The sequence below is a fragment of the Ideonella benzenivorans genome (assembly GCF_020387415.1).
In the GTDB taxonomy this organism is placed as follows: Bacteria; Pseudomonadota; Gammaproteobacteria; order Burkholderiales; family Burkholderiaceae_C; genus Ideonella; species Ideonella benzenivorans.
This window is the reverse complement of the sequence record NZ_JAGWCB010000006.1, coordinates 292266-317580: the sequence shown is the minus strand read 5'-3', so window position 1 is coordinate 317580 and position 25315 is coordinate 292266. Positions and strand designations below refer to the sequence as shown.

Genomic DNA, 25315 nt, shown 5'->3' with positions numbered 1-25315 from the left:
CTGCCTGACCATTCTTGTCAAAGCATGGCCCGATGGGCACACTGATTCCAACCGATGGCGTCATCGAGGCGTCATCGGCCACGCAGGGCGAAACGTCCTGCTTCTGTCACCTGTCCTGAGAAAGGAGTCCTCGATGAACCTGACGATCAGCGGACATCACCTGGAGGTCACCCCGGCCCTGCGCGAATACGTGCGCACCAAGCTGGATCGCATCACGCGCCATTTCGACCAAGTCGTCGACGTCAACGTGCTGCTGATGGTGGAGAACCTGAAGGAAAAGGCGCGACGCCAGAAGGCTGAGATCACGCTCCACATCAAGGGCAGGGATATTTTCGTGGAACAGTCCCACGAGGACCTGTATGCCGCGATCGACCAGTTGGTCGACAAGCTGGACCGGCAAGTCTGCCGTCACAAGGAACGCATCCGTGAATACCATCACGAACCGGTCCGCCGTCAGGCCGCCAGCCTGACGTGACGCAAACGAAAGATCCCTGACCCGGCGGCCCTCAGGGGCCGCTTTGTTTTGGGGCTTCTGTTGCTGCAATGCAGCACCCAGGCCAACCGTTCGGGGTTCTCGCGCGTTCTCAAGTCACCGCACCGGCCGCCGATTTCTATAATCCGCTCCCTTACGCGTGCAGATCAGTTCCAGGATCCGGGCACGCAGGGGTCGGCCCGACCGCCCGAGTCTCATTCAGTTGCCGGAGATTTGCCCATGAACCGCCTTGCCGCCATCCTGCCTGCCGCCAACGTGTTGGTGGGTGTGGAAGCCACCAGCAAAAAGCGCGCGTTCGAACACGCCGGCCTGCTGTTCGAGAACCAGCACGCCATTGCCCGCGCCACCGTGACGGACAACCTGTTCGCCCGTGAACGCCTGGGCTCCACCGGCCTGGGCCACGGCGTGGCCGTGCCGCATGGCCGCGTCAAGGGCCTGAAGAACCCGCTGGCCGCGGTGATCCGCGTCGAGCAGCCCATCCCCTTCGACGCCCCGGACGAGGAACCCGTCAGCCTGCTGATCTTCCTGCTGGTGCCGGAAGCCGCGACGCAGCGCCACCTGGAGATCCTCTCGGAAATCGCCGAGCTGCTGTCCGACCGCGAGATGCGCGAGAAGCTCAAGACCGCGCCGGACGCTGCCACCGTGCACGAGCTGATCCAGCGCTGGGAACCGCTGAAGTCGGTCGCTTGAGCCCGACCCGGCGCGGCCCATGAAGGCCCTCTCCATCAGCGCCGAGGCGCTGTTCGAGGAACACCAGCCCACGCTGCGCTGGGAGTGGATTGCCGGCCATGCCCATCCGGAACGCCGCTTCGATGAAGCGGCCATGCGCGAGGCGCAGTCGGCTGCCGACCTGGTCGGCTACCTGAACTACATCCACCCCTACCGGGTGCAGCTGGTGGGCAAGCGCGAGGTCGCCTACCTCACCGCGAACATGGCGGCCGACGTGATCGAGCGCCGCATCCAGCGCATCGTCACGCTGGAACCGCCGGTCATCATCGTCGCCGACGGCCAGCACCCGCCCGACCGGCTGGTGGCCTTGTGCGACCGGGCCGAGATCCCGCTGTTCGTCACCGACCAGCCGGCCGGCTACGTGATCGACGTGGTGCGCAGCTCGCTCACCCAGCACCTGGCCGAGCGCACCACCCGCCACGGCGTGTTCATGGACATCCTGGGCCTGGGCGTGCTGCTGACCGGTGAATCCGGCCTGGGCAAGAGCGAACTGGGGCTGGAGCTGATCTCACGCGGCCACGGCCTGGTGGCCGACGACGCGGTGGACCTCTACCGCATCGCACAGAACACGCTGGAAGGCCGCTGCCCCGAGCTGCTGATGAACCTGCTGGAGGTGCGTGGCATCGGCCTGCTGGACATCAAGGCCATCTTTGGCGAGACCGCCGTGCGCCGCAAGATGCGGCTCAAGCTGATCGTCCACCTGGTGCGCAAGGAGACGCTGGAGCGCGACTTCGAGCGCCTGCCCTACGAGCCGCTGCACGAAACCATCCTGGGCGTGCCGGTGCAGAAGGCGGTGATCGCGGTGGATGCCGGCCGCAACCTGGCCGTGCTGGTGGAGGCGGCCGTGCGCAACGCCATCCTGCAGCTGCGCGGCATCGACACCTACAAGGAATTCATTGCCCGTCACCAGGCGGCCATGAACTCGTCGGCGGAGTCTTGACCACCGTGGCACGGTGTTCGCACTGCGGCTTGACGCAGGTGGCATAAAGCGCCAGCGCATGGTCCTGCAGCGCGAAGCCGTGTTCTTCGGCGATCGCGCGCTGGCGGGCCTCGATCGCAGCGTCGTAGAACTCCTCGACCCGACCGCAGGTCAGGCACACCAGATGGTCGTGGTGCTGCCCCTCGTTGAGCTCGAACACCGCCTTGCCGGACTCGAAATGACTGCGCTCCAGGATGCCCGCCTGCTCGAACTGCATCAGCACCCGGTAGACCGTGGCCAGACCGATGTCGGACCCCTCGGCCAGCAGGGCCTTGAACACGTCTTCGGCCGTCATGTGGCGCTGCTGCGCCTTCTGGAAGATCTCGAGGATGCGGATGCGCGGCAGCGTGGCCTTCAGGCCACTGTTCTTCAATTCGTCTACATGGCTGGTCATGGTGTCTCCTGGCCCGGGAACAGCGCCGGCGGGACCGCTAGAATCGGCGCATCATAGCCAGCCCCACCGTTTCCACGAACGATGGGGGTGTTTCCGGCCCCGTGCCGCTGCCCCGCCGCGCAGAGCGGCCCGCCGTATGCCCTTGTCTCCTCGGATTGTCGCACTCGCCTTGCCACTGGCCGCAGGCCTGCTGGGTGGCTGCACCCTGATCTCCCGCACCATGAGCGAAGGCATCACCAGCGTGATCACGCCCTACAAGGTGGAGGTCGTGCAGGGCAATGTGGTCACCCGGGAAATGCTGGCCCGCATCCACCCCGGCAGCTCCCGCACCGACGTGCGCGACGCCCTCGGCTCACCGCTGCTGGCCGACCCCTTCCACGCCGACCGCTGGGACTACGTCTTCACGATCAAGCGCCAGGGCACCGAGCCGCAGAAGCGCTCGGTCGTGATCTGGTTCGACGGAGACTCGGTGAAGTCCATCGACGCGCCGGAACTGCCCTCCGAAGACGAATTCGTCGCGTCCATCACCCGCCAGCGCGCCGAGCCCCTGCCCGAGCGCAAGCTGATGCTGACGGATGAAGAGCGCGCCGCGCTGCCCGTGCCCAAGGCCCCCGAGCCCACCGAGGCCCAGCCCCAGGGCGCCAAGCGCAGCTACCCCCCGCTGGAGAACCCGTGAATTCCGCCTCCCCTTCCCTGCGCATCGCGATTGCCGGTGCGAGCGGCCGCATGGGCCGCATGCTGATCGAAGCCGTGCAGGCCGCCCCCGACTGCGTGCTGGCCGGCGCGCTGGACCGCGCAGGCAGCCCCACCATCGGCCTGGACGCCACCGCCTGGCTGGGCGTGTCCAGCGGCGTGGCCATCACCGACGACCTGGCCCAGGGCCTGTCGCAGGCCGACGTGCTGATCGACTTCACCCGCCCCGAGGGCACGGTGGCCCACCTGGCCGCCTGCCGCCAGGCCGGTGTCAAGATGGTCATCGGCACCACCGGCTTTTCCGAAGTGCAGAAGGCCGAGATCGCCGAAGCCGCCAAGGACATCGCGATCGTGATGTCGCCCAACATGAGCGTGGGCGTGAACGTGGTGATGCGCCTGCTGGACATGGCCTCGCGCGCACTCAACGAGGGCTATGACATCGAGATCATCGAAGCCCACCACCGCCACAAGGTCGATGCCCCCAGCGGCACCGCGCTGGCGATGGGCGAGGTGGTGGCCAACGCGCTGGGCCGCGATCTGCGCCGCTGCGCCGTCTACGGCCGCCAGGGCGTGACCGGCGAGCGCGATCCCTCGACGATCGGCTTCGCCACCATCCGCGGCGGTGACATCGTGGGCGACCACACCGTGCTGTACGCCGGCATCGGCGAGCGCATCGAGATCACCCACAAGAGCAGCAGCCGCGTCACCTATGCCCAGGGCAGCCTGCGCGCCGCGCGCTACCTGGCCGGACAGTCCAATGGCCTGTTCACGATGAACGACGTGCTGGGTCTCTGACCACCATGAACGGGCTGCAGGATTTCTGGTCCCAGAGCGATGCCGTGGGCCGCAGCGTGGCCCTGCTGCTGCTGGCCATGTCGATCGGCACCTGGGTGGTGATCCTGTGGAAGGGCTGGCTGCTGCGGCGCGCGCTGCGTGGCCTGGCCCCCAGCAGCCACGCCTTCTGGCAGGCCAGCGACCTGAGCGCCGGGCAGGACCGCCTGCGCCAGCTCGACCGCGAGCAGGTGCTGCTGCCGCTGGCCGTGGCCGCCGCCCAGCCCGTGACCCACGGCACGCTGGAAGCCGCCGCCAGCACCGAGGCTCAGCTCACGCGCCGCCTGCGCGACGCCCTGCAGGCCACGCTGGGCCGGCTGCAGACCGGCCAGGTCTTCCTGGCCTCGGTCGGCGCCACCTCGCCCTTCATCGGCCTGTTCGGCACCGTCTGGGGCATCTACCACGCACTGCTGGGCATCTCGGACGCCGGCGCGCTGTCCATCGACAAGGTGGCCGGCCCGGTGGGCGAGAGCCTGATCATGACCGCCTCGGGCCTGGCTGTGGCCATCCCCGCGGTGCTGGCCTACAACCTGTTCAGCAAGTGGCTGGGCCAGTGCGAAGCGGAACTGGAAGGCTTCGCGCAGGACCTGCTGCAGCTGGCCCAGCGCCAGGCCTGAGCCCCGCGGCGGCAGACGATGGCCTTCGGACGCCTGACCCGCCAGCCGGCCCCCAAGCCGATGAGCGACATCAACATGACGCCGCTGATCGACGTGATGCTGGTGCTGCTGGTGATCTTCATCATCACCGCGCCGCTGATGGCCAGCAGCCTGCGCCTGAACCTGCCCAAGGCCCAGGGTGCCGCCCCCAGCGACAGCACCACCGTGCTGGCCATCTCGGTCGATCCTGGCGGGCAGCTCTACCTGCAGGACCAGAAGATCGACGCCGTGCACCTGACCGAACAGGCCAAGGCCGCAGCCCAGCGCAGCCCGGAGACCGAGGTGCAGCTGCGCGCCGACCAGAGCGTGCCCTACGGTCGGGTGGCCGAACTGATCGGCCTGCTGCAGGACGCCGGCCTCTCGCGCATCGGCTTCGTCACCAGCGGCACCCCGACAGATCCGCCAGCCGGCCCCTGAGCCCGGCCCGGGAGCGGGCGCCGCTCCTACAATCCGGGGATGAACGAGAAATACGTCCCCGCCGAGGTCGAAACCGCTGCCCAAGCGCACTGGAACGCGCTGGACGCCTACCGCGTCACCGAGGGCGCGCGCGACAGCCAGGGCCAGCTCAAGCCCAAGTTCTACGCCTGCTCCATGCTGCCCTACCCCTCGGGCAAGCTGCACATGGGCCATGTGCGCAACTACACCATCAACGACATGCTGACCCGTCAGCTGCGGATGAAGGGCTTCAACGTGCTGATGCCCATGGGGTGGGACGCCTTCGGCCTGCCGGCCGAGAACGCCGCCATGAAGGGCAAGACGCCGCCGGCGCAGTGGACCTACTCGAACATCGCCTACATGAAGGGCCAGATGCAGGCCATGGGCCTGGCCATCGACTGGTCGCGCGAGGTCGCCACCTGCCAGCCCAGCTACTACAAGTGGAACCAGTGGCTGTTCCTGCAGATGCTCAAGGCGGGCATCGCCGAGCGCCGCACCCAGGTCGTCAACTGGGACCCGGTGGACCAGACCGTGCTGGCCAACGAGCAGGTGATCGACGGCAAGGGCTGGCGCTCGGGCGCGCCGGTCGAGAAGCGCGAGATCCCCGGCTACTACCTGAACATCGTGAAGTACGCCGACGAGCTGCTGAGCGCGGTGGCCAACCCCGAGGACCCGAACTACCTGTCGGGCTGGCCCGAGCGCGTGCGCCTGATGCAGGAGAACTGGATCGGCAAGAGCGAGGGCGTGCGCTTCGCCTTCCCGCACGAGATCCGCGACGCCTCGGGCACGCTGATCCAGGACGGCAAGCTCTACGTCTTCACCACGCGCGCCGACACCATCATGGGCGTGACCTTCTGCGCCGTGGCGCCGGAGCACCCGCTGGCCACCCATGCCGCCGCCGGCAATGCCGAGCTGGCCGCCTTCATCGAAGAGTGCAAGAAGGGTGGCACGACCGAGGCCGAGCTGGCCCTGAAGGAAAAGGAAGGCCGCCCGACCGGCCTGTTCGTCACCCACCCGCTGACCGGCGCCCAGGTCGAGGTCTGGGTCGGCAACTATGTGCTGATGAGCTACGGCGACGGCGCGGTGATGGGCGTGCCGGCGCACGACGAACGCGACTTCGCCTTCGCCCAGAAGTACGGCCTGGCCATCCGGCAGGTCGTCGCCGTCGACGGCGAGACCTTCTCCACCGAGGCCTGGCAGGAGTGGTACGGCGACAAGCAGAAGTGCGTCTGCGTGAACTCCGGTGAACTCGATGGCCTGGGCCACAAGGCGGCGGTCGGCAAGGTGGCTGAACTCTTGGTTGCCCGTGGCCTGGGCGAGAAGAAGACCACCTGGCGCCTGCGCGACTGGGGCATCAGCCGCCAGCGCTACTGGGGCACGCCCATCCCCATCATCCACTGCGACGATTGCGGCGCCGTGCCGGTGCCCGAGCAGGACCTGCCGGTGGTGCTGCCCGAGGACCTGATCCCCGACGGCAGCGGCAACCCGCTGAACAAGTGCGCGTCCTTCCTGAACGTGCCCTGCCCCTGCTGCGGCAAGCCGGCCCGCCGCGAGACAGACACGATGGACACCTTCATCGATTCGTCCTGGTACTTCATGCGCTATTGCGACCCGACCAACCCGGACGCGATGGTGGCCGAGGGCGCCAAGTACTGGATGCCGATGGACCAGTACATCGGCGGCATCGAGCACGCGATCCTGCACCTGCTGTACGCCCGCTTCTGGACCAAGGTGATGCGCGACCTGAAGCTGGTCGAGGTCAGCGAGCCCTTCACCAAGCTGCTCACCCAGGGCATGGTGCTCAACCACATCTACTCGCGCCGCACCGACAAGGGCGGCATCGAGTACTTCTGGCCGCACGAGGTGGAGAACGTGCTGGACGCCGGTGGCAAGGTCGTCGGCGCCAAGCTGAAGGACGCCAAGGGCGATCTGCCCGCCGGCACGCCGATCGACTACCAGGGCATCGGCACGATGTCCAAGTCGAAGAACAACGGCGTGGATCCGCAGGACCTGATCAACACCTACGGCGCCGACACCGCGCGCCTGTTCGTGATGTTCGCCAGCCCGCCCGAGCAGACGCTGGAGTGGAACGACGCCGCCGTGGAAGGCGCGCACCGCTTCCTCAAGCGGGTCTGGGGCTTCGCGGCCAAGCACAGCGAACTGCTGAAGGCCGCTGGCAGCGATTTCGCCGCCCTGTCGGCCCCGGCCAAGGTCCTGCGCCGCGAAGTGCACCTGGTGCTCAAGCAGGTCTCGTCCGACTACGAGCGCATGCAGTACAACACCGTGGTGTCGGGCTGCATGAAGCTGCTCAACGCGCTGGAGGGCTTCAAGCCCGACGGCTCGGCCGGCGACACCGCCGTGCTGCGCGAAGGCTACTCGGTGCTGCTGCGCGCCCTCTACCCCGCCTGCCCGCACATCACCCACGGCCTGTGGACCGAGCTGGGTTATGCCGCCATGCTGGGTGACCTGCTGGACGCGCCCTGGCCGCAGGTGGACGAGGCCGCGCTGGTGCAGGACGAGATCGAGCTGGTGCTGCAGATCAACGGCAAGTTGCGCGGTGCGGTGAAGGTGTCCGCCACGGCCGACAAGGCAACCATCGAAGCGGCCGCCGTGGCCGCACTGGCCGACCCGGAGCTGGCCAAGTTCACCGAGGGCAAGCCGCCCAAGAAGGTGATCGTGGTGCCGGGCCGTCTGGTCAACGTGGTGGTCTGAGGCCGGTGCCCATGACGCCCCCCCGTCGCCGCCTGCTGCAAGGCTTGGTCAGCCTCTCGCTGGTGGCCGCGCTGGCCGGTTGCGGCTTTGCGCTGCGCCGCCCGCCCGAGCTGCCCTACACCCGCATCGCACTGGTGGGCTTCCAGGCCCGCTCGCCGATGGAAGCCGCCCTGCGCGCTGCGCTGCCCACTTCGGCCGTGGTCGTGGACAGCCCGGCCCAGGCCGAGGTGGTGCTGACCGCGCTGGATGACCGCACCTACCGCATCGTGGCCGCCTCGACCACGGCCGGCCAGGTGCGTGAATTCCGCCTGCGGGTGCAGCTGCGCTTCCGGCTCAGCCGGCCGGACGGCCGGGTGCTGCTGGGCGACACCGAACTGCAGCGCGAGCGCGACCTGAGCTACAACGAAACCAACGCCCTGGCCAAGCAGACCGAGGAAGCCAGCCTGCTGCAGGAGATGCGCGACGACCTCGCCCAGCAGGTCCTGCGCATGCTGGTGGTGGCCGCGCACAAACCGCTGCCCCCGCTGCCGGCCGCCTCGACGGCCAGCGCCGCGGCCTCGGCCCCGTCGGCCCCCTGAGGCGCGCGCGATGCAGGTGCGCGCCGACCAGTTGGCCTCGCAGCTCGCCCGCGGGCTCAAGCCGCTCTACACCGTCCACGGCGACGAGGCCTTGCTGGCCCAGGAGGCCGGCGATGCGGTGCGCGCCGCCGCCCGGGCCGCCGGCTACAGCGAACGCCAGGTCTTCACCGTCAGCGGCGCCCACTTCGACTGGAGCGGGGTGCTGGGCGCGGCCCAGTCCATGGGCCTGTTCGCCGACCAGAAGCTGATCGAGATCCGCATCCCCTCCGGCAAACCGGGCAAGGACGGCTCGGCCGCGCTGCAGCAATACTGCGAGCGGCTGCCCGAGGGCGTGCTGACCCTGGTGCACCTGCCCCGGCTGGACCGCCAGCAGCTGCAGGGCGCCTGGTTCCAGGCCCTGGACCGGGCTGGCGTCACGGTGCGGGTGGATCCGGTGGAACGCCACCAGCTACCGGCCTGGATCGCCCAGCGCCTGGCCGCCCAGGGCCAGCGCGTGCCCGTCGGCGAGGCCGGTCAGCAGGCCCTGGCCTTCTTTGCCGACCGGGTCGAGGGCAACCTGCTGGCCGCGCACCAGGAACTGCAGAAGCTGGCCCTGCTCTACCCGGCGGGCGAGCTGGATTTCGCCCAGATCGAAGAAGCCGTGCTGGACGTGGCCCGTTACGACGTGTTCAAGCTGGGCGCGGCCGTGCTGGCCGGTCAGGCCGGCCGGGCCTTGCGCATGCTCGACGGCCTGAAGGCCGAGGGCGAGGCGGCCGTGCTGGTGCACTGGACGCTGGCCGACGACATCCGCGCCCTGGCCCGTGCCCGCGCGGCGATGGCCGATGGCAAGCCGCTGCCCATGGCCCTGCGCGAGGCCCGCGTCTGGGGCGAGAAAGAGCGCCTGTTCGAGCGGGTGCTGCCCGGTCTGGACGACACCCGGCTGACGGCGCTGGTCGAAGCCGCCAGCGTCTGCGACGGCCTGGTCAAGGGCCTGCGCCACCCCGCGTGGCCGGAAGACGCCTGGGACGGCCTGCGCCGCCTGGTGCTGATGATGCTGGACACGGTGGCCACGCCGCCGCGCCGCGGCCAGCCGGTGCCGGCCCGGTTGACCCTGCCCGCCTGACACGCCGGTCCGTCGCCAGCGTGCGACACTGCCCGCTCCCGACGGAGGATCTGCCATGGACGCCACCTTCCACCCGCTGAGCGAACTCTTCAAGCAACTGGGCCTGCCGTCCTCGCCCGAGGAGATCGAGGCCTGGATCGCCGCCCACCGCTGCGACGCCCAGGGCTGCGCCCTGCCGGAGGCGACGGTCTGGACGCCGTCCCAGGCGGCTTTCCTGCGCCAGGCCATTGCCGACGACGCCGACTGGGCCGAACCCGCCGACCAGCTCTGCGAACGGCTCTGCCGCTGAACGGGCCCGCCCCGAAGGGCGCCCGTACAGCGCCTTCGGCGACGACACGGTCCAGAACGCCAGGCAAACCCAGCGCAGCCGCGCCGTCTGGCACGGTGGTTCGGCCCGGCGGCACAACCTGGGCCTGCACGGCGACTTCTGAACCGGCGTCGCCGCCGCCCGCTCAAGCCTGCAACAGGCCCTGCGCGGCGCGCTGCAGCGCCTGCAACGCGGCGGCCACGGTGGCCGAGCGCACCGCCGTGCGATCCCCCGGCAGCGACAGCAGCCGGCTGACGACCTCGGGCGCCACGCCAGTGCCACGGCGGGCCAGGGCCAGCCACACGGTGCCCACAGGCTTGCCCGGCACCGCGCCGCCGGGGCCGGCAATGCCGGTGACGGCCACCGCCAGTTGGGCCTCGCTGTGGGCCAGCGCGCCCAGGGCCATGGCCTCGGCCACCGGCTGGCTGACGGCGCCCTCGGCCGCAATCAATGGCGCCGGCACGCCCAGTTGGGCCGTCTTGGCGGCATTGCTGTAGGTCACGAACCCGCGGTCGAACCAGTCGCTGGAACCGGCCACGCTGGTGCACAGCGCAGCGATCAGCCCGCCGGTGCAGCTCTCGGCCGTGGCCAGGCGCCAACCCTGGGCCCGCAGCGTGTCGCCCAGGGGGCCCAGGGCCGCCTGCAGCGCGGCGGCATCGGTCAGCAAGGTGTCCATCGCGTCCTCAGGCCTGCCAGAGGGCCAGCACCAACAGCGCGCACAGCGCCGCCACCAGGTCGTCGAACAGGATGCCGAAGCCCTGCGCCCAGCCCGGCATCTGACCGGGGGCGAGCTTGAACAGGCGATCGGCCCAGCCCACCGGCCCGACCTTCACCATGTCGAACAGACGGAACAGCACGAAGGCGGCCAGCTGCAGGCCGAAGCTGGCGGGCATCACGACCCACAGGATGATCCAGAAGGCCAGCACCTCGTCCCAGACCACGCAGGACGGGTCGGCCACCCGCAGCGCGCGGGCGGTGGCGGTGCAGGCCCACCAGCCGGCGAAGAAGCCGACCCCCAGCACGATCGCCCAGGCCGGCGTGCTCAGCCACGGGTCCAGCAGCCGCCAGGCCAGCCAGGCCCACAGCGTGCCCATGGTGCCCGGCGCCACCGGCGACAGGCCACTGCCCATGGCCAGCGAGACCCAGTGCAGGGGCGAGCGCCCCAGCAGCCAGACGCCCGGCCGCACCGGCGGCTGGGCCGCGGCGGGGTCCAGGCCCGTGCGGGTGGTTTCGGCGAGGACGCGGGCGTCGGAGACGCCGTCCTGCGGATCGGTGATGCTCATGTCCTGAAGTGATCAAAGGCGGCCCAACCCGCCAGGTCCAGCGCTGCGCCCGTTTCGTCCCGAACCTGCAGGCCGGGCTCGGCGGTGATGCGGCCGATGCGGTGCACCGGCACCCCGGCCTGGGCGGATGCCGCCTGCACGGCATCGGCCGCTGCCGGCGGCGCAGTGAACAGCAGTTCGTAATCGTCGCCGCCGGTCAGCCAGGCCATGCGCTGCACCGCCGCGGGCTGACGCGCCAGCAGCGGGCGACGTGGAAAATCGGCCAGGCTCAGCGCCGCCCCGACGCCAGAGGCCTTCAGCACATGGCCCAGGTCGCCCAGCAGGCCGTCGCTGACGTCGATGGCCGCGCTCGCCACGCCGCGCAAGGCCAGGCCCAGCGCCACGCGCGGCTCGGGCTGTTCCATCGCCCGGCGGGCGGCGTTGAAATCCACCTCCGGCAGCGACAGGGTGCCGCGGAACACCTCCAGCGCCAGCCGGGCCTCGCCAGGCCAGCCACTGACCCACAGCGCGTCGCCCGCCCGGGCCCCGCTGCGGCGCAGGGCCTGGCCGGCCGGCACCTCGCCCATCACGGTGATGCCGATGGTGAGCGGCCCGGCCGTGGTGTCGCCCCCCACCAGCTCGATGGCATGGCGGTCGGCCAGCGCCAGCAGGCCCTCGGCAAAAGGCGCCAGGAAACGCTCATCCGGCCGGGGCATCGACAGGCTCAGCGTGAAGGCCAGTGGCTCGGCGCCACAGGCGGCCAGATCGCTCAGGTTGACCGCCAGCGCCTTGTGCCCCAGCCGCACGGGGTCGACGGTCGAGAGGAAGTGCCGCCCCTCCACCAGCAGGTCGGTCGAGACGGCCAGCTGCATGCCGGGACGCGGCTGCAACAGTGCGCAGTCATCCCCCACGCCGAGCACGGCGCGCCGCACCGGACGGCGGAAAAAACGGTCGATGAGTTCGAATTCGCCCAGGGCCATGGCAGGGATTGTCGCAGCCGACAGAACGGCCCTCTGCCGCGATGATGGCGAGCGATGCCAGGCGGCCCAGGGGGCCGGTTTTTCGCATGGCGACCTGGCCTTCTACAATTTGGGATTCCCTGCACCCAGCCGGGGCACACGAGACCAAGGAACGCCGCGATGTCCACTGCCGAAGAACGCCAAGCCCAGCTGCGCCGTGCCGCACTGGAGTACCACGAGTTCCCGACCCCGGGCAAGGTTGCCATCAGCGCGACCAAGCAGCTGGTCAACCAGCGCGATCTGGCCCTGGCCTACTCGCCCGGCGTGGCCGCGGCCTGCGAGGAGATCGTCGAGGACCCGGCCAACGCCTTCCGCTACACCAGCCGCGGCAACCTGGTGGCCGTGGTCTCCAACGGCACCGCCGTGCTGGGCCTGGGCAACATCGGCCCGCTGGCCTCCAAGCCGGTGATGGAAGGCAAGGGTGTGCTGTTCAAGAAGTTCGCCGGCATCGACGTCTTCGACCTGGAGGTGGCCGAGAACGACCTGGACAAGCTGGTCGACATCATTGCCGCCCTGGAGCCCACCTTCGGCGGCATCAACCTGGAAGACATCAAGGCGCCGGACTGTTTCTACGTCGAGCGCAAACTGCGCGAGCGCCTGTCGATCCCCGTCTTCCACGACGACCAGCACGGCACCGCCATCGTGGTGGGCGCCGCCCTGCTCAACGGCCTGAAGGTGGTCGGCAAGGACATCAAGCAGGTCAAGCTGGTGTCGTCGGGCGCTGGCGCGGCCGCGCTGGCCTGCCTGAACCTGCTGGTGAAGCTGGGCCTGCCGCGCGAGAACATCTACGTCACCGACCTGGCCGGCGTGGTCTACAAGGGCCGCACCGAGCTGATGGACCCGGACAAGGCGCTGTTCGCCCAGGACACGCCGCACCGCAGCCTGCGCGAGGCCATCGCCGGCGCGGACATCTTCCTGGGCCTGTCGGCGGGCGGTGTGCTGAAAGCCGACATGGTGGCCAGCATGGCGACCCAGCCGCTGATCTTCGCGCTGGCCAACCCGACGCCGGAAATCATGCCCGAGGAGGTCAAGGCGGTGCGCGACGACGCCATCATGGCCACCGGCCGCACCGACTACCCCAACCAGGTCAACAACGTCCTGTGCTTCCCCTACATCTTCCGCGGTGCGCTGGACTGCGGTGCCAGCACCATCAACGACGAGATGGAGATCGCGGCGGTGCGGGCGATCGCCGAGCTGGCCCAGGCCGAGCAGAGCGACGTGGTGGCCTCGGCCTATGCCGGCACCACGCTGTCCTTCGGCCCGGAATACCTGATTCCCAAGCCCTTCGACCCGCGGCTGATGATCCAGATCGCCCCGGCGGTGGCCGAGGCGGCGATGGCCTCGGGCGTGGCCACGCGGCCGATCGCCGACATGGTGGCCTACGAGGAGAAGCTGCAGAGCTTCGTCTATGCCTCGGGCACGCTGATGAAGCCGATCTTTTCGGTGGCCAAGAAGGCCAAGGCCAAGCGCGTGGCCTTTGCCGAGGGTGAGGACCGCCGTGTGCTGCGCGCGGTGCAGGTGGTGGCCGACGAGGGCCTGGCCCGGCCGGTGCTGGTGGGCCGCGCCCACATCATCCGCACCCGCATCGAGAAGCTGGGCCTGCGCCTGGAAGAGGGCCGCGACTACGAGATCGTCAACATCGACGACGACCGCCGCTACCGCGACTTCTGGCAGACCTACCACCAGATGATGGAGCGCAAGGGCGTCACCGAGCAGTTCGCCAAGATCGAAATGCGCCGCCGCCTGACGCTGATTTCCAGCATGCTGCTGCACAAGGGCGAGGTGGACGGCATGATCTGCGGCACCTGGGGCACCACCGCGATGCACCTGGCGCACATCGAATCCGTCATCGGCCGCCGCGCCGGGGTGAAGAACTTCGCCTGCATGAACGGCCTGATGCTGCCCAACCGCCAGGTCTTCCTGGTGGACACCCACGTCAACTACGACCCCACGGCCGAGCAACTGGCCGAGATCACCATCCTGGCGGCCGAGGAGATGCGGCGCTTCGGCATCCAGCCCAAGGCCGCCCTGCTCTCGCACAGCAACTTCGGCAGCAGCTGCCAGCCCTCGGCGGTGAAGATGCGCGAGACCCTGGCCCTGGTGCAGCAACAGGCGCCCTGGCTGGAGATCGACGGCGAAATGCACGGCGATGCGGCACTGGACGCCGAATACCGTGCCGAACTGATGCCCCGCAGCACCCTGAAGGGCGAAGCCAACCTGCTGGTGCTGCCCAACATCGATGCCGCCAACATCAGCTACAACCTGCTGAAGACCGCCGCCGGTGGCGGCATCGCCATCGGCCCGATGCTGCTGGGCGCGGCCCAGCCGGTGCACATCCTGACCCCGTCGGCCACCGTGCGCCGCATCGTCAACATGACGGCCCTGACCGTGGCCGACGCCAACGCCGCCCGCTGAACACCCGCCACCGCAAGGGCTAGCACAAAAGCGAGCCCCTACTCACAAAACCCTCCGTTGCACGTTTTTCGGGCAGCGGACTTGTGGTATTTCTGCCAATCGGCTACGATTGTGGTTTAGGCTTTCAGGGTAAACCCGTGGTTTCGTCCAGTCCGGATTCGGTGGGGCAGTCCTTCGACAAGAAGGGCCGCGTCGCGGCAGCCGGGCTGTGCTGGAAGCGTGCCTGGCTGGCCCTCTCGGTCGGCGTCCTGGCCCTGGCGGGCCTGGGGGGAATGACACCGGCCGCCGTCTGGGCCCGTGAAACGGCCCCCGCAGTCGCCTCGGTGCTGCCCACGGTGGCGCTGGCCGATCTGCCCCGCCAGGCCCAGATCACCGAGCGTCTGGTCCGTGCAGGCGGCCCCTTCCCTTACGAAAAAGACGGCATCGTGTTCGGCAACCGTGAACGCATCCTGCCGCGCCAACCCCGGGGCTACTACCGCGAGTACACCGTGCCCACACCGGGCGCGCGCGACCGCGGTGCCCGGCGTCTGGTGTGCGGCGGACGTCAACCACGGAACCCCGACGCCTGTTTTTACACAGATGATCATTACGCCAGCTTCCGGCGTGTGCTGCCCTGATGACACACGCCCTGGAAGCCGGTCCGGCTTTTTTTGACCACAGGAGGAACGCGACCATGCTGCTGCAGTCAGTCCGTCCCAACATCGTGCAGGCGATACGCGCCTATCGGGTCGACGACCTGATGCGCGCGGCCCAGGAATCGGGCCAGCACTTTCTGTTCGCCAATCTGACCGATGCCCAGTCCAAGCAGGATGTGCTGGAGACCATTGCGACCTCGTTCCTGTTCCCGCAGCACTTCGGCAAGAACCTGGATGCGCTCTACGACTGCATGACCGATCTGGTCAACAAGTCGGGCGCGCAACCGGGCTTCGTGGTGGTGCTGGAGCACATCCCGGACAACGGCAAGTTCGACCGCGAGTCGCGCGAGCAGTTGCTGGACGTGTTCCGGGATGCCGCGGACTTCTGGGCCGACCGCAAGGTCCCGTTCCGATGTTTCTATTCTTTTCAGTAGCCCGCTCCCAAGAAAACGGGTCATGGGAGCGGGCTGCTGAAACGGCCCCCACGAAGCCGGCCACCAAGGCCAGCACCAAAGCAGGCACCAACCCCAACTTCGGCATGAACATGCCGATGATGTGCAGTGCCTTCGACACCGCGATGTGGCGCGACGCAGCCTGAGCGGCTGCCACAGCGTCCATCCACCGCGCCACAAACGGCCCGCTGAAGCGGGCCGTTTGTCTTGGCGCAGCCTCAGGCCTGGGGCAGGACCTGCGCCAGGGCGACGTACTCCGCCACCGGCACTTCCTCGGCCCGGCGCTGCAGGTCGAAGCTGCCGCCAAAGCCCTGCTCGTCCAGCCAGCGGCCCAGCGAGTGGCGCAGCAGCTTGCGCCGCTGCGAGAAGGCCACCTGCACCATCTGCTCGAAGCGGGGCAGGTCCAGCTGCGCGGTCGACGGCCAGGGCAGCATGCGCACCACCGCCGAATCGACCCGCGGCGGCGGGTCGAAGGACTCGGGCGGCACATCCAGCAGCGCCTCGATGTGGTAGCGCCACTGCAGCATCACCGACAGGCGGCCATAGGCCTTGTGGCCCGGCGTCGCGGCCATGCGGTCCACCACCTCCTTCTGCAGCATGAAATGCTGGTCTTCCACCCGGTCCGCCCAGGGCAGCAGGTGGAACAGGATGGGGCTGGAGATGTTGTAGGGCAGGTTGCCGATCACGCGCAGCTTGCCGCCCAGGCGCTCGGCCAGGGCGCCGAAATCCACCGTCAGCACGTCGGCCTCGACCACGTCCACATCGCCCCGCTTGCGCAGGCGGGCGGCCAGGTCGCGGTCCAGTTCGATCACGGTCAGGTGCTGGCAGCGCGCCAGCACCGGCTCGGTCAGCGCGCCCAGGCCAGGGCCGATCTCGACCAGCGGCTGGCCCGGGTGCGGGTCGATGGCGCGGACGATGTCATCGATCAGCGCGGTGTCGGTCAGGAAGTGTTGGCCGAAGCGCTTGCGCGCGTGGTGGCCGGTGCCGGCACTCACAGCGGGGGCTCACGCATCTCAATGAAAGCGTGGCTGCGCAGCTCGTCGAGCCAGGCGGTGTAGGCGTCGTTGTACTTGCGCTCGCTCAGCACCGCGCGCGCCTGGCTGCGCAGCTGCTCGGGACTGACCTGCACGTCGCGCCGGTCCAGCACCTGGATCAGGTGCACGCCAAAGCGCGACACGACCGGCTGCGAGATGCCGCCCTTGGGCAGCGCGTTCATCGCGCTCTCGAACTCCGGCACGAAGGAGCCCGGCGAGGTCCAACCCAGATCCCCCCCGGCGGCGGCGCTGCCGTCTTCGGAATACTCCCGCGCCAGGTCCTCGAAACGGGCCTTGCCGGCCAGGATCTGGCCGCGGAAGTCCGACAGCCGGCGTTGCGCATCCTCGACCGACAGCTGGGCCGAGGGCCGCAACAGGATGTGGCGCGCCCGCGTCTGGGTGACCTCGCCTGGATTCGATTCCGCCCGCGACAGCAGCTTGAGCAGGTGGAAGCCTGCGCCGCTGCGCAGCGGCTGCGGCGTCACGCCGCCCACCGGCAGGAAGCGCACGGCGTTAACGAACAGGTCCGGCAACCGGTCCATCGCCCGACCGCCGATCTCGCCGCCGCGCTCGCGGTTGCTGTCTTCCGACATGTCCTTGGCCACCACGGCGAAGGGCTCACCCGCCTTGAGACGGGCCTGGGCCTGCTCGATGCGGGCCTTCTTCTCGGCCACCACCGCGTCGCTGGCCCCCTCGGGCACCCGCACCAGGACCTGGGCGATGTTCAGCTCCAGCCGGCTGGCCTGGTTGCCGCGCTGGGCGGTCAGGTAATCCTCGATCTCGCCGTCGCTGACCTTGATGCGGCTTTGCACCTCGCGCTCACGGATGCGCTGCGCCAGGATCTGGTCGCGCAGATTGCTGCGGAAGGTGCCGTAGTCCAACCCGTCCTGGCGCAGGCGCTGGCGCAGCTGGGCCACGCTCAGCTTGTTCATGGAGGCGATGTTCTCGACCGCCCGGTCCAGCTCGGCGTCATCGACCTTCAGCCCGCTGTCGCGGGCCGCGCTGATCTGCAGCCGTTCGTTGACCAGCGCATCCACGGCCTGCTGGCGCAGGGCGGCGGCGTCGGGCACCGGCGCCTGGTTGCGCTGCGCCTCGGCCGCGATCTGGCTCATGCGCTGCTGGACCTCGACCTCGGTGACCAGCTCGCTGTTGACGACTGCGACGATGTAGTCGGCCGTCTTGGGGGGCGTTGCCGTGGCAGCGGCCCGGGCCGCCGTCTGCGCCAGCACGGCCGCATGCGGGAAGGCCAACGCGGCCGCCAGGGCCAGCACGCGGAAAACAGGACGGGGAAATGCGCTCATGGGGTCTCGGAAGTGGGGGACAGGCCCGCGCCCTCATCGCGCAGCAGCCGGTAACCGGGGATATTGTCCTTCAGGACCTGCAGCGGGTTGGTCCCCAGGCTGGACAGGCCGACCAGCTCCAGCTGGATCATCCAGCGCTGGGTGGCTTCGCTCTGGCCGGTGGACTGCCGGCTGTTGACCACACGCAGGATCCAGCAGCCGGCGTCGTACTCGATGCCGGCCACCGAATCGGTGACCTTCTGGTCCTTCATGCTGTAGTTGACCCGCCCGACGCCGTACAAGGTACCCTGGCAGCGGCCCGAGGAGCCGGTGCCGCCGCCGCGGTAGAGCGGCCACTGGACGCCCAGCTCAAACTGCTCGCTGCTGCCGCGGGTGTAGCGGTAGGTGCCGGCGATCGTCTGGAACGGCCCCGGGCTGTAGCGCGTCGACAGGATCGTCCGCTCGGAGCTGTGGATGTCCGAGTTGTACTGCAGCATGGTGTCCATGCTCCAGGCCGGCGTGAGCTGGCCGGAGGCGAACAGCAGCAGGTCCGAGGCCCGCTTGGTGCTGGGCGTGCCGCTGGCAGTCAGGCGCTGGTCGCGGAACTGGAAACGCTGGGCCGCGCCAAAACGCAGCCGCTCGATGCCGGACTGGTCGTCCAGGAAACGGGTGGTCGCCCCGACCGTCACCTGGTGCTCGTCGCTGACCCGGTCGATGCCGGTGAACTCGTTGTCCTGGTAGATGGACATCGAGTTGAAGTCGCTCGCCGCGGTGTCGAACTCCGGCAGCAGCGACTGGTCCCGGTAAGGGGTGAACACATAGTGCAGCCGCGGCTCCAGCGTCTGGGTCAGGCCGGCGCCAAACCAGGAGACGTCGCGCGCCATGCGCAGGCCGCTGTCCAGGCTGAAGGTCGGGATGCCCCGGCTGGCATGCTGGCGGCCGTTGCTCATCGGCTGGTCCAGCGAATAGCTGGCGTAGTTGAGCGACGCCTTGGGCGTCAGCCAACCCCAGCCGTTGTCGAACCGGCGCGACACGGCGGCCAACAGATGCCCCCGGTTGCCCTCGGGCCGGTTGTCGTCGGCCGTCCGGTCGGCCAGCACGAAGCGGTTGGCCTCGGTCTCGAGCGAGAAATCGATGCCCTGCATCAAGCCCAGGTTCAGCTGCAGCCCCAACTGGGGTGCGCGCTCGTAGGGCACGACGATGGGGTTGTCCGGATCCTGCAAGGTGCGCCAGCCCTGAGCGCGGGCGTACAGCGTGACGTCGCCCCGGTCCAGGGCCCACTGCTTGGCCACCCCGGCCGCCTGCGACAGCAGCCGCGGCGTGGGCGTGGACAACATCCCGGAGAAATCCTTCCAGTAGCGGTCGTCCGAGGCGTCGCGGTAGGACAGCTCGTAGCGCAGCCCGTCGCCATCGTCGCCGTAGTGCTCGGCCTGCACCGAGTAACGCTGGTGGTCGATGGTGCGGTCGAACGGCAGGTAATGCGCGGCGATGCGCCCGCTGTCGTGCGCCCCCAGGTAACGGAACTCGCCCAGCAGCGCGGCGTCACGCCGGGTGGACAGGACCGGCCCCAGGGTCAGGTCGTAATTGGGAGCCAGGCGCCAGTAGTAGGGCTGCCCGTACTCGAAGCCGCCGCGTGAGTCGATGTTGAAGGTCGGCGCCAGCAGGCCGCTCTTGGCCGCGGCCGTGGCCGGGAAGCTCATCACCGGCGCCGCCAGGATGGGCACCCCCAGAAAATGCAGCACCGCGCCCCTGGCCAGGCCTTCGTTCTGGTCGAAGTCCAGGTCGAGCTGGTCCATGCGCAGCTCCCAGTCGGGCTGCTGTCCATCGCCGGGGCGGCAGCTGCTGTAGCTGGCGTCGTAGGCGTGCAAGCGCTGGGGACTGTCGAAATCGATGCGGGCGGCCTGCCCACCCGCCTGGGTGCGGCCGAAGAAGTAGGTCGGCTGCGCCACCGTGCCGGCGTTGCTGTCCAGGTGCAACTGGGCCGTCGTGCCGGTGAAGCGATCCCCCTGGTTGCGCAGCGTCACATGCCCTTCGGCGATGGCGAGCTGGCTGGGCTGCAGGTAGCGCAGCTGGTCGGCAGTCAGCACCAGGCCGCCGCGCCGCAGCTCGACCTCGCCCACCGCCACGCTCTCGCCGTCCAGCACGCTGTGCACGGTGTTGGCCGTCAGTTGGGCCGGGCCATTGGGGGCATCGGTGGCCACCAGCTGCCCGAACGGCGCACTGGCGGCCGGATCCGGCACCGGCGTCGCGGGCACCGGGATGGCCGCGCCGGACTGGGCCCGGGCCGGCAAGGCCAGCAAGGCCCCCGCACTCAGCACCCCGGCGGCCATCAGCGCACGGCTCAAGCGGCGTGCGCGGCCAGGCAGCGGCCCACACGGGGACGCCGCCACGCGGGAAGGAACAGGGGACATGGGATGGAACAAACGCACTTCGCGGACTCTCGGCCGCCGCCGCCCGGGGAGGGCGTCATTAGAATCCCGCAGATTATCCATGAGCCCCGCCCCTCGGTGTCTGCCGAGGGCAGGCGCACTGCGCATGAGTGCCTCTTCCCTCCCCGCTTCCCCCGCCATCACCTGGGCCGATCCGACCCGTGAGGCCGCCTTCCAGGCCTGGCTGGCCCCGCTGGCGAGCCGCCACGGCCTGCAGCCCGAAACGCTGGCGCCGGCCTCGGCCGACGCCAGTTTCCGGCGCTACTTCCGCATCCAGTCGGCCCAGGGGCCGCGCATCATCATGGACGCGCCGCCGCCCCAGGAGGACGTGCGCCCCTTCCTGCAGGTGGCCGGGCTGATCCAGGCCGCAGGCCTGCACGGCCCCGAGGTGCTGGCCGCCGATGCAGCGCAGGGCTTTCTGCTGCTGACCGACCTGGGCAGCACGCTGTATCTGGACGCCGTGCAGGCCGATGGTGGCGCCCAGGCCGAGCGCCTGATGCGCGAGGCCGTGGCCGCGCTGGTGCAGTGGCAGGTCAAGGTGGACGCCAGCAGCTTGCCGCCCTACGACGACGCGCTGCTGCGGCGTGAACTGGCGCTGTTTCCCGAGTGGTGCGTGCAGCGCGAGTACGGCGTGACCTGGACCGCCGAGCAACAGGCCCGCTGGCAGCGCATCTGCGACCGGCTGGTGGCCAGCGCCCTGGCCCAGCCCACGGTGGCGGTGCACCGCGACTGGATGCCGCGCAACCTGATGGTGACCGAACCCAACCCCGGCATCCTGGACTTCCAGGACGCGGTGCGCGGCCCCATCAGCTACGACGTGGCTTCGCTGCTGCGTGACGCCTTCCTGTCCTGGGACGAGGAACGCGAGCTCGACTGGGCGGTGCGCTACTGGGAGGCCGCCCGCAAGGCCGGCCTGCCGGTGGACGCCGACTTCGGCGAGTTCTGGCGCCAGCTGGAGTGGATGGGCCTGCAGCGCCACCTGAAGGTGCTGGGCATCTTCTGCCGCCTCAAGCACCGCGACGGCAAGCCCAAGTACAGCGCCGACCTGCCGCGCTTCTTCCAGTACGCGGTGCGGGTGGCCAACCGCTATGTCGAGCTCAAGCCCCTGATCCCCCTGCTGGAGACGCTGACGGGCCCGCTGACGACGACCGCCTTCAGCCTGCGCTGAGGCGGCGGGCCGGTCAGCGCGACAGGAAGTCCGCCACCAGGCGGTTGAAGCTGTCCGCATGCTCCCACTGCGCCCAGTGGCCGCAGCGGTTGAACACATGCAGCTCGACCTTGGGAATGCCGGCCAGCAGGCGCAGGCCGGTGTCCATCGGCACGAAGCGGTCCTCGCGGCCCCACACCACCAGGGTCTCGGCCGCGATCTCGCCCAGCCGCGGGCCGAAGTCCGGGAACTGACGCGGATTGGCCTGCAGGCTCTTGACGAAGTTCTCCAGGTGGTCGCGCCGCGCCAGCATGTTGGCCAGACGCGCCTGGTAGAGCTCTTCGGTCAGGCTGGCCGGATCGAACACGAACACGGCCATCATCTTCTTCAGGTTCTCGATGGTCGGCTCGCGGTACAGGCCCTGGAGCAGCTTGATGCCCTCGGTGGGCATGGGCACGAAGGGGCTGGCCCCGCCGGTGCCGCCGCCCATCAACACCAGCTTGCCCACCCGCTCGGGGTAGCGCAGCGTGAAGGCCACCGCGCTGTGGCCGCCCATGGAGTTGCCGATCAGGTGGGCCTGCGGGATGTCGAGCACGTCGAGCAGGCCTTTCAGCGCGGTCGCGTTCAGGTCTGACCGGGACCCGGTGCTGACGATGGGATCGCTCTGGCCCCAGCCCGGGCAGTCCATCAGGATCACCCGGTAGCCGGCCGCCACCAGCGGCGCCACATTGCGGTTGAAGTTGGCCCAGCCGGTGGCGCCGGGGCCGGAGCCATGCAGCATCACGACCGTCTCGGCGCCCGCGCCAGCGTCGTTGTAGTGCAGTTGCAGGTCCAGCTCGCCTTCGCGGATGCGGGCCAAGCGGCTGGTGCCGGCTTCGGTGAGGGGGGTTGCAGCGCTCATCGTGTCTCCCTGGGGGTTCAGGCCGCGACCGGCATCAGGCCCTTGGCCCGTGCCAGCGTCATGGCGGTGTCTTCGATCATGTCTTCCTGGCCGCCGACCATGCCGCGCCGGCCCATCTCGACCAGGATCTCCCGCGCCGGCACGCCGTACTTCTTCTCCGCCCGCTTGGCGAACAGCAGGAAGGAGCCGTAGACCCCGGCATAACCCAGCGTCAGCGCGTCGCGGTCGAGGCGGATCGGGAAGTCCATGATCGGCACCACCAGGTCCTCGGCCACGTCCTGGATCTTGAACACGTCCACGCCGGTGGCGATGCCCATCAGCGCACAGACCGCCACCAGCACCTCCATCGGCGTGTTGCCCGCGCCCGCGCCCAGGCCGGCCGCCGCCGCATCCACGCGGTTGGCCCCGGCCTCGATCGCGGCGATCGAGTTGGCCACGCCCATGGCCAGGTTGTGGTGGCCGTGGAAACCCAGCTCGGTCTCCGGCCGGAGCGCGTCGCGCACCGCGCGCACCCGCGCCTTCACGGTGTCGGGCAGCAGGTGCCCGGCCGAGTCGGTCACGTAGATGCAGTTGGCGCCGTAGCTCTCCATCAGCTTGGCCTGGCGGACCAGCCCTTCGGGCGTGTTCATGTGCGCCATCATCAGGAAGCCAACCGTGTCCATGCCCAGCTGGCGGGCCATGCCGATGTGCTGTTCGGAGACATCGGCCTCGGTGCAGTGGGTCGCCACCCGGAGGGTGTTCACGCCCAACGCATGGGCCCGCTTCAGGTCCTCGACGGTGCCGATGCCTGGCAGCAGCAGCGCCGAGACCTTGGCCTGCGTCATCAGCGGGATCACCACCGACAGGTATTCCTCGTCGGTGTGGGCCGGGAAGCCGTAGTTGACCGAGCTGCCGCCCAGGCCATCGCCGTGGGTCACTTCGATCAGCGGCACCCCGGCCTGGTCCAGCCCCACCGCGATGGTCTTCATCTGGTCCAGCGTCATCTGGTGGCGCTTGGGGTGCATGCCGTCCCGCAGCGTCATGTCGTGGACGGTGATCTTCTTGCCTTGCAGGCTCATGGTGGGTCTCCTCAGGCGGCGATCGGTTGAAGCTGGAGTTCGCCCTTGAGGATCTCCTCGGCGAACATCTCGGCGGTGCGGGCCGCGGCGGCGGTCATGATGTCCAGGTTGCCTGCGTACTTGGGCAGGAAGTCCCCCAGCCCTTCGACCTCCAGGAACACCGACACGCGGTGGCCGTCGAACACCGGGCCATTGATCAGCTTGTAGCCGGGCACGTACTTCTGCACCTCGGCGATCATGGCGTGGATGGAGGCGGTGATCTTCGGCTGGTCCGGCGTGGTCGCGGTCAGGCAGTGCACCGTGTCGCGCATGATCAGCGGCGGGTCGGCCGGGTTGATGATGATGATGGCCTTGCCCTTCTGCGCACCGCCCACCTTCTCCACCGCGCCCGAGGTGGTGCGGGTGAATTCATCGATGTTCTTGCGCGTGCCCGGGCCGACCGACTTGCTGCCCACGGTGGCGACGATCTCGCCGTAGGTCACCGGCTGCACGCGGGAGATGGCCGCCACCATCGGGATGGTGGCCTGGCCCCCGCAGGTGACCATGTTGACGTTCATCTCCTTCTGGCCCACGTGCTGCTTCAGGTTCACCGGCGGCACGCAGAAGGGGCCGATGGCCGCCGGGGTCAGGTCGATCATCATCACCCCCAGCGCGTTGAGCTTGCGGCTGTTCTCCGCGTGCACATAGGCGCTGGTGGCGTCGAAGGCGATCTGGATGCCATCGGCCTGCACATGGGGCAGCAGGCCGTCCACCCCGTCGGCGGTGGTCTTCAGGCCCATCTCGGCGGCGCGCTTGAGGCCTTCCGACGTCGGGTCGATGCCCACCATCCACACCGGCTCCAGCAGCGGGCTGCGCTGCAGCTTGTAGAGCAGATCGGTGCCGATGTTGCCCGGCCCGATCAGGGCGCATTTGATCTTCTCGCTCATGTTCTTCCTCTCAGTGATGCGGACGGGCGCTCACGCGAAGCGTGCGCTGACGTGGCCCAAGCCCTCGATGAACACCTCATAGCTGCGGCCCGAGGCCGCGGCCACCATGGGCCCCAGCGCCCCGGTCAGGACGATGTCGCCGGCCTGCAGCGGCCGGCCGCAGCGCACCATCACGTCGGCCAGCCAGACCGCCGCGTTGAGCGGGCTGCCCAGGCAGGCCCGGCCGTGGCCCTGTGAGACCCGCTCGCCCGCGCAGTGCATCTGCATCGCGCAGGCGGTCAGATCGACATCGCGCAGGCGCACCGGGCGCCCGCCCAGCACGAACAGGCCGCTGGAGGCGTTGTCGGCAACGGTGTCGGCAAAGCGAATGTTCCAGGCCTCGATGCGGCTGTCGACGATCTCGATCGCCGGCAGCGCGTAGGCGGTGGCCCGGATCAGGTCGGCATAGGTGTGGCGCTCATGGGTCAGATCGGCCCCCAGCACCAGCGCCACCTCGGCCTCCACCTTGGGCTGGATCAGGCCCCCGGCCGGCACCGGTTCGCCGTCCCCCACCGCCATGTCGGCGAACAGCATGCCGAAGTCGGGCTGGTCCACGCCCAGCTGGGCCTGCACCGCCGGGGAGGTGAGGCCGATCTTGCGGCCCACCAGGCGGCGCCCCTGCGCCAGCCAGGCCTGTGTGTTGACCTCCTGGATGGCGTAGGCCGCCTGGGCGTCCAGCCGGGCCAGCCGGTCGCGCAGCGGCGCCACCGGTCGGCCGCTGCGATGGGCCTCGAACAACAGCGCGGCCGCGGCCGCCGTGTCCAGAGGACTCGATGCAATCGTGCTCATGTCAAACATCTCCGGATGGG

The 25315-nt window shown here is 69.4% G+C and carries 26 protein-coding genes; 15 read left to right on the top strand and 11 right to left on the bottom strand.

Annotated features, from left to right (window positions below):
- Window positions 1–133 precede the first annotated feature (133 nt).
- The 3 genes from hpf (at window position 134) to hprK (ending at window position 2162) form a co-directional block, all read left to right on the top strand.
- The gene (gene hpf, locus KGA65_RS02340; protein WP_225861528.1) at window positions 134–475 is read left to right on the top strand and encodes a ribosome hibernation-promoting factor, HPF/YfiA family; all 342 of its coding nucleotides are present in this window, start codon (window positions 134–136) and stop codon (window positions 473–475) included.
- A 237-nt stretch (window positions 476–712) separates the two neighbouring features.
- Window positions 713–1183, top strand: a complete 471-nt coding sequence (locus KGA65_RS02335; protein ID WP_225861527.1) for a PTS sugar transporter subunit IIA — start codon at window positions 713–715, stop codon at window positions 1181–1183.
- 19 nt (window positions 1184–1202) lie between these two features.
- Window positions 1203–2162: an HPr(Ser) kinase/phosphatase gene (gene hprK / locus KGA65_RS02330; RefSeq protein WP_225861526.1), complete on the top strand. Its 960-nt coding sequence runs from the start codon at window positions 1203–1205 to the stop codon at window positions 2160–2162.
- On the opposite strand, the gene fur is transcribed toward hprK, so the two are convergent.
- Entirely contained in the window at window positions 2116–2595 is a 480-nt protein-coding gene (gene fur, locus KGA65_RS02325) for a ferric iron uptake transcriptional regulator (protein WP_225861525.1), read from the bottom strand. The two genes, hprK and fur, sit on opposite strands and share 47 nt — an antisense overlap.
- Before the next feature lie 220 nt (window positions 2596–2815).
- Here fur and KGA65_RS02320 point away from each other — a divergent pair, with 220 nt between their 5' ends.
- Genes KGA65_RS02320 through KGA65_RS02285 form a run of 8 tightly spaced genes read left to right on the top strand, consistent with a single transcriptional unit; the run spans window position 2816 to window position 9891 of the window.
- On the top strand, window positions 2816–3271 hold the full coding sequence (locus tag KGA65_RS02320; RefSeq protein WP_225861524.1) for an outer membrane protein assembly factor BamE: 456 nt from the start codon (window positions 2816–2818) through the stop codon (window positions 3269–3271).
- A complete protein-coding gene (gene dapB / locus KGA65_RS02315) occupies window positions 3268–4083 on the top strand; it encodes a 4-hydroxy-tetrahydrodipicolinate reductase (RefSeq protein WP_225861523.1) in 816 nt (271 codons plus the stop codon). The genes KGA65_RS02320 and dapB overlap by 4 nt, the downstream gene beginning before the upstream one ends.
- 5 nt (window positions 4084–4088) lie before the next feature.
- Window positions 4089–4736: a MotA/TolQ/ExbB proton channel family protein gene (locus KGA65_RS02310; RefSeq protein WP_225861522.1), complete on the top strand. Its 648-nt coding sequence runs from the start codon at window positions 4089–4091 to the stop codon at window positions 4734–4736.
- Between the two features lie 18 nt (window positions 4737–4754).
- A complete protein-coding gene (locus KGA65_RS02305) occupies window positions 4755–5192 on the top strand; it encodes an ExbD/TolR family protein (RefSeq protein ID WP_225861521.1) in 438 nt (145 codons plus the stop codon).
- A 39-nt stretch (window positions 5193–5231) separates the two neighbouring features.
- A complete protein-coding gene (gene leuS, locus KGA65_RS02300) occupies window positions 5232–7922 on the top strand; it encodes a leucine--tRNA ligase (RefSeq protein ID WP_225861520.1) in 2691 nt (896 codons plus the stop codon).
- 11 nt (window positions 7923–7933) lie between these two features.
- Window positions 7934–8500, top strand: a complete 567-nt coding sequence (locus tag KGA65_RS02295; protein ID WP_225861519.1) for an LPS-assembly lipoprotein LptE — start codon at window positions 7934–7936, stop codon at window positions 8498–8500.
- 10 nt (window positions 8501–8510) lie between these two features.
- Complete coding sequence (gene holA, locus KGA65_RS02290; protein WP_225861518.1) at window positions 8511–9602, top strand: DNA polymerase III subunit delta; 1092 nt, start codon at window positions 8511–8513, stop codon at window positions 9600–9602.
- 55 nt (window positions 9603–9657) lie between these two features.
- Window positions 9658–9891 carry a DUF2789 domain-containing protein gene (locus KGA65_RS02285; RefSeq protein WP_225861517.1) on the top strand — a complete coding sequence of 78 codons (234 nt, stop codon included), beginning with the start codon at window positions 9658–9660 and terminating at the stop codon, window positions 9889–9891.
- 163 nt (window positions 9892–10054) lie between these two features.
- Here KGA65_RS02285 and KGA65_RS02280 read toward each other — a convergent pair whose 3' ends face one another.
- Genes KGA65_RS02280 through thiL form a run of 3 tightly spaced genes read right to left on the bottom strand, consistent with a single transcriptional unit; the run spans window position 10055 to window position 12151 of the window.
- The gene (locus KGA65_RS02280) at window positions 10055–10585 is read right to left on the bottom strand and encodes a CinA family protein (protein ID WP_225861516.1); all 531 of its coding nucleotides are present in this window, start codon (window positions 10583–10585) and stop codon (window positions 10055–10057) included.
- Between the two features lie 7 nt (window positions 10586–10592).
- The gene (locus KGA65_RS02275; protein WP_225861515.1) at window positions 10593–11192 is read right to left on the bottom strand and encodes a phosphatidylglycerophosphatase A family protein; all 600 of its coding nucleotides are present in this window, start codon (window positions 11190–11192) and stop codon (window positions 10593–10595) included.
- Window positions 11189–12151, bottom strand: coding sequence for a thiamine-phosphate kinase (gene thiL / locus KGA65_RS02270; protein ID WP_225861514.1), 963 nt, complete (start codon window positions 12149–12151; stop codon window positions 11189–11191). Before thiL ends, KGA65_RS02275 begins: the two co-directional genes overlap by 4 nt.
- 159 nt (window positions 12152–12310) lie before the next feature.
- Between thiL and KGA65_RS02265 the strand changes: the two genes are divergently transcribed.
- From KGA65_RS02265 to KGA65_RS02255, 3 genes are all read left to right on the top strand, one after another.
- On the top strand, window positions 12311–14605 hold the full coding sequence (locus KGA65_RS02265) for an NADP-dependent malic enzyme (RefSeq protein WP_225861513.1): 2295 nt from the start codon (window positions 12311–12313) through the stop codon (window positions 14603–14605).
- Between the two features lie 272 nt (window positions 14606–14877).
- Window positions 14878–15222 carry a guanyl-specific ribonuclease gene (locus KGA65_RS02260; protein WP_225861676.1) on the top strand — a complete coding sequence of 115 codons (345 nt, stop codon included), beginning with the start codon at window positions 14878–14880 and terminating at the stop codon, window positions 15220–15222.
- A 56-nt stretch (window positions 15223–15278) separates the two neighbouring features.
- Window positions 15279–15674 carry a barstar family protein gene (locus KGA65_RS02255; RefSeq protein WP_225861512.1) on the top strand — a complete coding sequence of 132 codons (396 nt, stop codon included), beginning with the start codon at window positions 15279–15281 and terminating at the stop codon, window positions 15672–15674.
- Between the two features lie 236 nt (window positions 15675–15910).
- Here the strand turns inward: KGA65_RS02255 and rsmA are convergent, their stop codons facing one another.
- From rsmA to KGA65_RS02240, 3 genes are read right to left on the bottom strand one after another with little or no spacing between them, the layout of a single operon-like run.
- Window positions 15911–16687 (bottom strand): 16S rRNA (adenine(1518)-N(6)/adenine(1519)-N(6))-dimethyltransferase RsmA, encoded by a 777-nt coding sequence (gene rsmA, locus KGA65_RS02250; RefSeq protein WP_225861511.1) that lies wholly within the window; start codon window positions 16685–16687, stop codon window positions 15911–15913.
- Entirely contained in the window at window positions 16684–18027 is a 1344-nt protein-coding gene (locus KGA65_RS02245; RefSeq protein WP_225861510.1) for a peptidylprolyl isomerase, read from the bottom strand. Before KGA65_RS02245 ends, rsmA begins: the two co-directional genes overlap by 4 nt.
- On the bottom strand, window positions 18024–20351 hold the full coding sequence (locus KGA65_RS02240) for an LPS-assembly protein LptD (protein ID WP_225861509.1): 2328 nt from the start codon (window positions 20349–20351) through the stop codon (window positions 18024–18026). The genes KGA65_RS02245 and KGA65_RS02240 overlap by 4 nt, the downstream gene beginning before the upstream one ends.
- A gap of 190 nt (window positions 20352–20541) precedes the next feature.
- On the opposite strand from KGA65_RS02240, the gene KGA65_RS02235 reads away from it, so the two are divergent.
- Window positions 20542–21603: an aminoglycoside phosphotransferase family protein gene (locus KGA65_RS02235; protein WP_225861508.1), complete on the top strand. Its 1062-nt coding sequence runs from the start codon at window positions 20542–20544 to the stop codon at window positions 21601–21603.
- Window positions 21604–21616: 13 nt separating this feature from the next.
- Here the strand turns inward: KGA65_RS02235 and KGA65_RS02230 are convergent, their stop codons facing one another.
- Genes KGA65_RS02230 through mhpD form a run of 4 tightly spaced genes read right to left on the bottom strand, consistent with a single transcriptional unit; the run spans window position 21617 to window position 25295 of the window.
- A complete protein-coding gene (locus tag KGA65_RS02230; RefSeq protein WP_225861507.1) occupies window positions 21617–22483 on the bottom strand; it encodes an alpha/beta fold hydrolase in 867 nt (288 codons plus the stop codon).
- 17 nt (window positions 22484–22500) lie between these two features.
- On the bottom strand, window positions 22501–23541 hold the full coding sequence (gene dmpG / locus KGA65_RS02225) for a 4-hydroxy-2-oxovalerate aldolase (RefSeq protein ID WP_225861506.1): 1041 nt from the start codon (window positions 23539–23541) through the stop codon (window positions 22501–22503).
- Between the two features lie 11 nt (window positions 23542–23552).
- Entirely contained in the window at window positions 23553–24467 is a 915-nt protein-coding gene (locus tag KGA65_RS02220; protein ID WP_225861505.1) for an acetaldehyde dehydrogenase (acetylating), read from the bottom strand.
- Between the two features lie 30 nt (window positions 24468–24497).
- Window positions 24498–25295, bottom strand: a complete 798-nt coding sequence (gene mhpD / locus KGA65_RS02215) for a 2-keto-4-pentenoate hydratase (protein ID WP_225861504.1) — start codon at window positions 25293–25295, stop codon at window positions 24498–24500.
- Window positions 25296–25315: the final 20 nt, after the last annotated feature.

What these genes read in the sequence shown, in the direction of transcription:
- hpf (WP_225861528.1), top strand. Translation starts at nt 134, where the DNA reads ATGAACCTGACGATCAGCGGACATCACCTGGAGGTCACCCCGGCCCTG.
- KGA65_RS02335 (WP_225861527.1), top strand. Translation starts at nt 713, where the DNA reads ATGAACCGCCTTGCCGCCATCCTGCCTGCCGCCAACGTGTTGGTGGGT.
- hprK (WP_225861526.1), top strand. Translation starts at nt 1,203, where the DNA reads ATGAAGGCCCTCTCCATCAGCGCCGAGGCGCTGTTCGAGGAACACCAG.
- fur (WP_225861525.1), bottom strand. Translation starts at nt 2,595, where the DNA reads ATGACCAGCCATGTAGACGAATTGAAGAACAGTGGCCTGAAGGCCACG.
- KGA65_RS02320 (WP_225861524.1), top strand. Translation starts at nt 2,816, where the DNA reads ATGAGCGAAGGCATCACCAGCGTGATCACGCCCTACAAGGTGGAGGTC.
- KGA65_RS02310 (WP_225861522.1), top strand. Translation starts at nt 4,089, where the DNA reads ATGAACGGGCTGCAGGATTTCTGGTCCCAGAGCGATGCCGTGGGCCGC.
- KGA65_RS02305 (WP_225861521.1), top strand. Translation starts at nt 4,755, where the DNA reads ATGGCCTTCGGACGCCTGACCCGCCAGCCGGCCCCCAAGCCGATGAGC.
- leuS (WP_225861520.1), top strand. Translation starts at nt 5,232, where the DNA reads ATGAACGAGAAATACGTCCCCGCCGAGGTCGAAACCGCTGCCCAAGCG.
- KGA65_RS02295 (WP_225861519.1), top strand. Translation starts at nt 7,934, where the DNA reads ATGACGCCCCCCCGTCGCCGCCTGCTGCAAGGCTTGGTCAGCCTCTCG.
- holA (WP_225861518.1), top strand. Translation starts at nt 8,511, where the DNA reads ATGCAGGTGCGCGCCGACCAGTTGGCCTCGCAGCTCGCCCGCGGGCTC.
- KGA65_RS02285 (WP_225861517.1), top strand. Translation starts at nt 9,658, where the DNA reads ATGGACGCCACCTTCCACCCGCTGAGCGAACTCTTCAAGCAACTGGGC.
- KGA65_RS02280 (WP_225861516.1), bottom strand. Translation starts at nt 10,585, where the DNA reads ATGGACACCTTGCTGACCGATGCCGCCGCGCTGCAGGCGGCCCTGGGC.
- KGA65_RS02275 (WP_225861515.1), bottom strand. Translation starts at nt 11,192, where the DNA reads ATGAGCATCACCGATCCGCAGGACGGCGTCTCCGACGCCCGCGTCCTC.
- thiL (WP_225861514.1), bottom strand. Translation starts at nt 12,151, where the DNA reads ATGGCCCTGGGCGAATTCGAACTCATCGACCGTTTTTTCCGCCGTCCG.
- KGA65_RS02265 (WP_225861513.1), top strand. Translation starts at nt 12,311, where the DNA reads ATGTCCACTGCCGAAGAACGCCAAGCCCAGCTGCGCCGTGCCGCACTG.
- KGA65_RS02260 (WP_225861676.1), top strand. Translation starts at nt 14,878, where the DNA reads ATGACACCGGCCGCCGTCTGGGCCCGTGAAACGGCCCCCGCAGTCGCC.
- KGA65_RS02255 (WP_225861512.1), top strand. Translation starts at nt 15,279, where the DNA reads ATGCTGCTGCAGTCAGTCCGTCCCAACATCGTGCAGGCGATACGCGCC.
- KGA65_RS02245 (WP_225861510.1), bottom strand. Translation starts at nt 18,027, where the DNA reads ATGAGCGCATTTCCCCGTCCTGTTTTCCGCGTGCTGGCCCTGGCGGCC.
- KGA65_RS02235 (WP_225861508.1), top strand. Translation starts at nt 20,542, where the DNA reads ATGAGTGCCTCTTCCCTCCCCGCTTCCCCCGCCATCACCTGGGCCGAT.
- KGA65_RS02230 (WP_225861507.1), bottom strand. Translation starts at nt 22,483, where the DNA reads ATGAGCGCTGCAACCCCCCTCACCGAAGCCGGCACCAGCCGCTTGGCC.
- dmpG (WP_225861506.1), bottom strand. Translation starts at nt 23,541, where the DNA reads ATGAGCCTGCAAGGCAAGAAGATCACCGTCCACGACATGACGCTGCGG.
- KGA65_RS02220 (WP_225861505.1), bottom strand. Translation starts at nt 24,467, where the DNA reads ATGAGCGAGAAGATCAAATGCGCCCTGATCGGGCCGGGCAACATCGGC.
- mhpD (WP_225861504.1), bottom strand. Translation starts at nt 25,295, where the DNA reads ATGAGCACGATTGCATCGAGTCCTCTGGACACGGCGGCCGCGGCCGCG.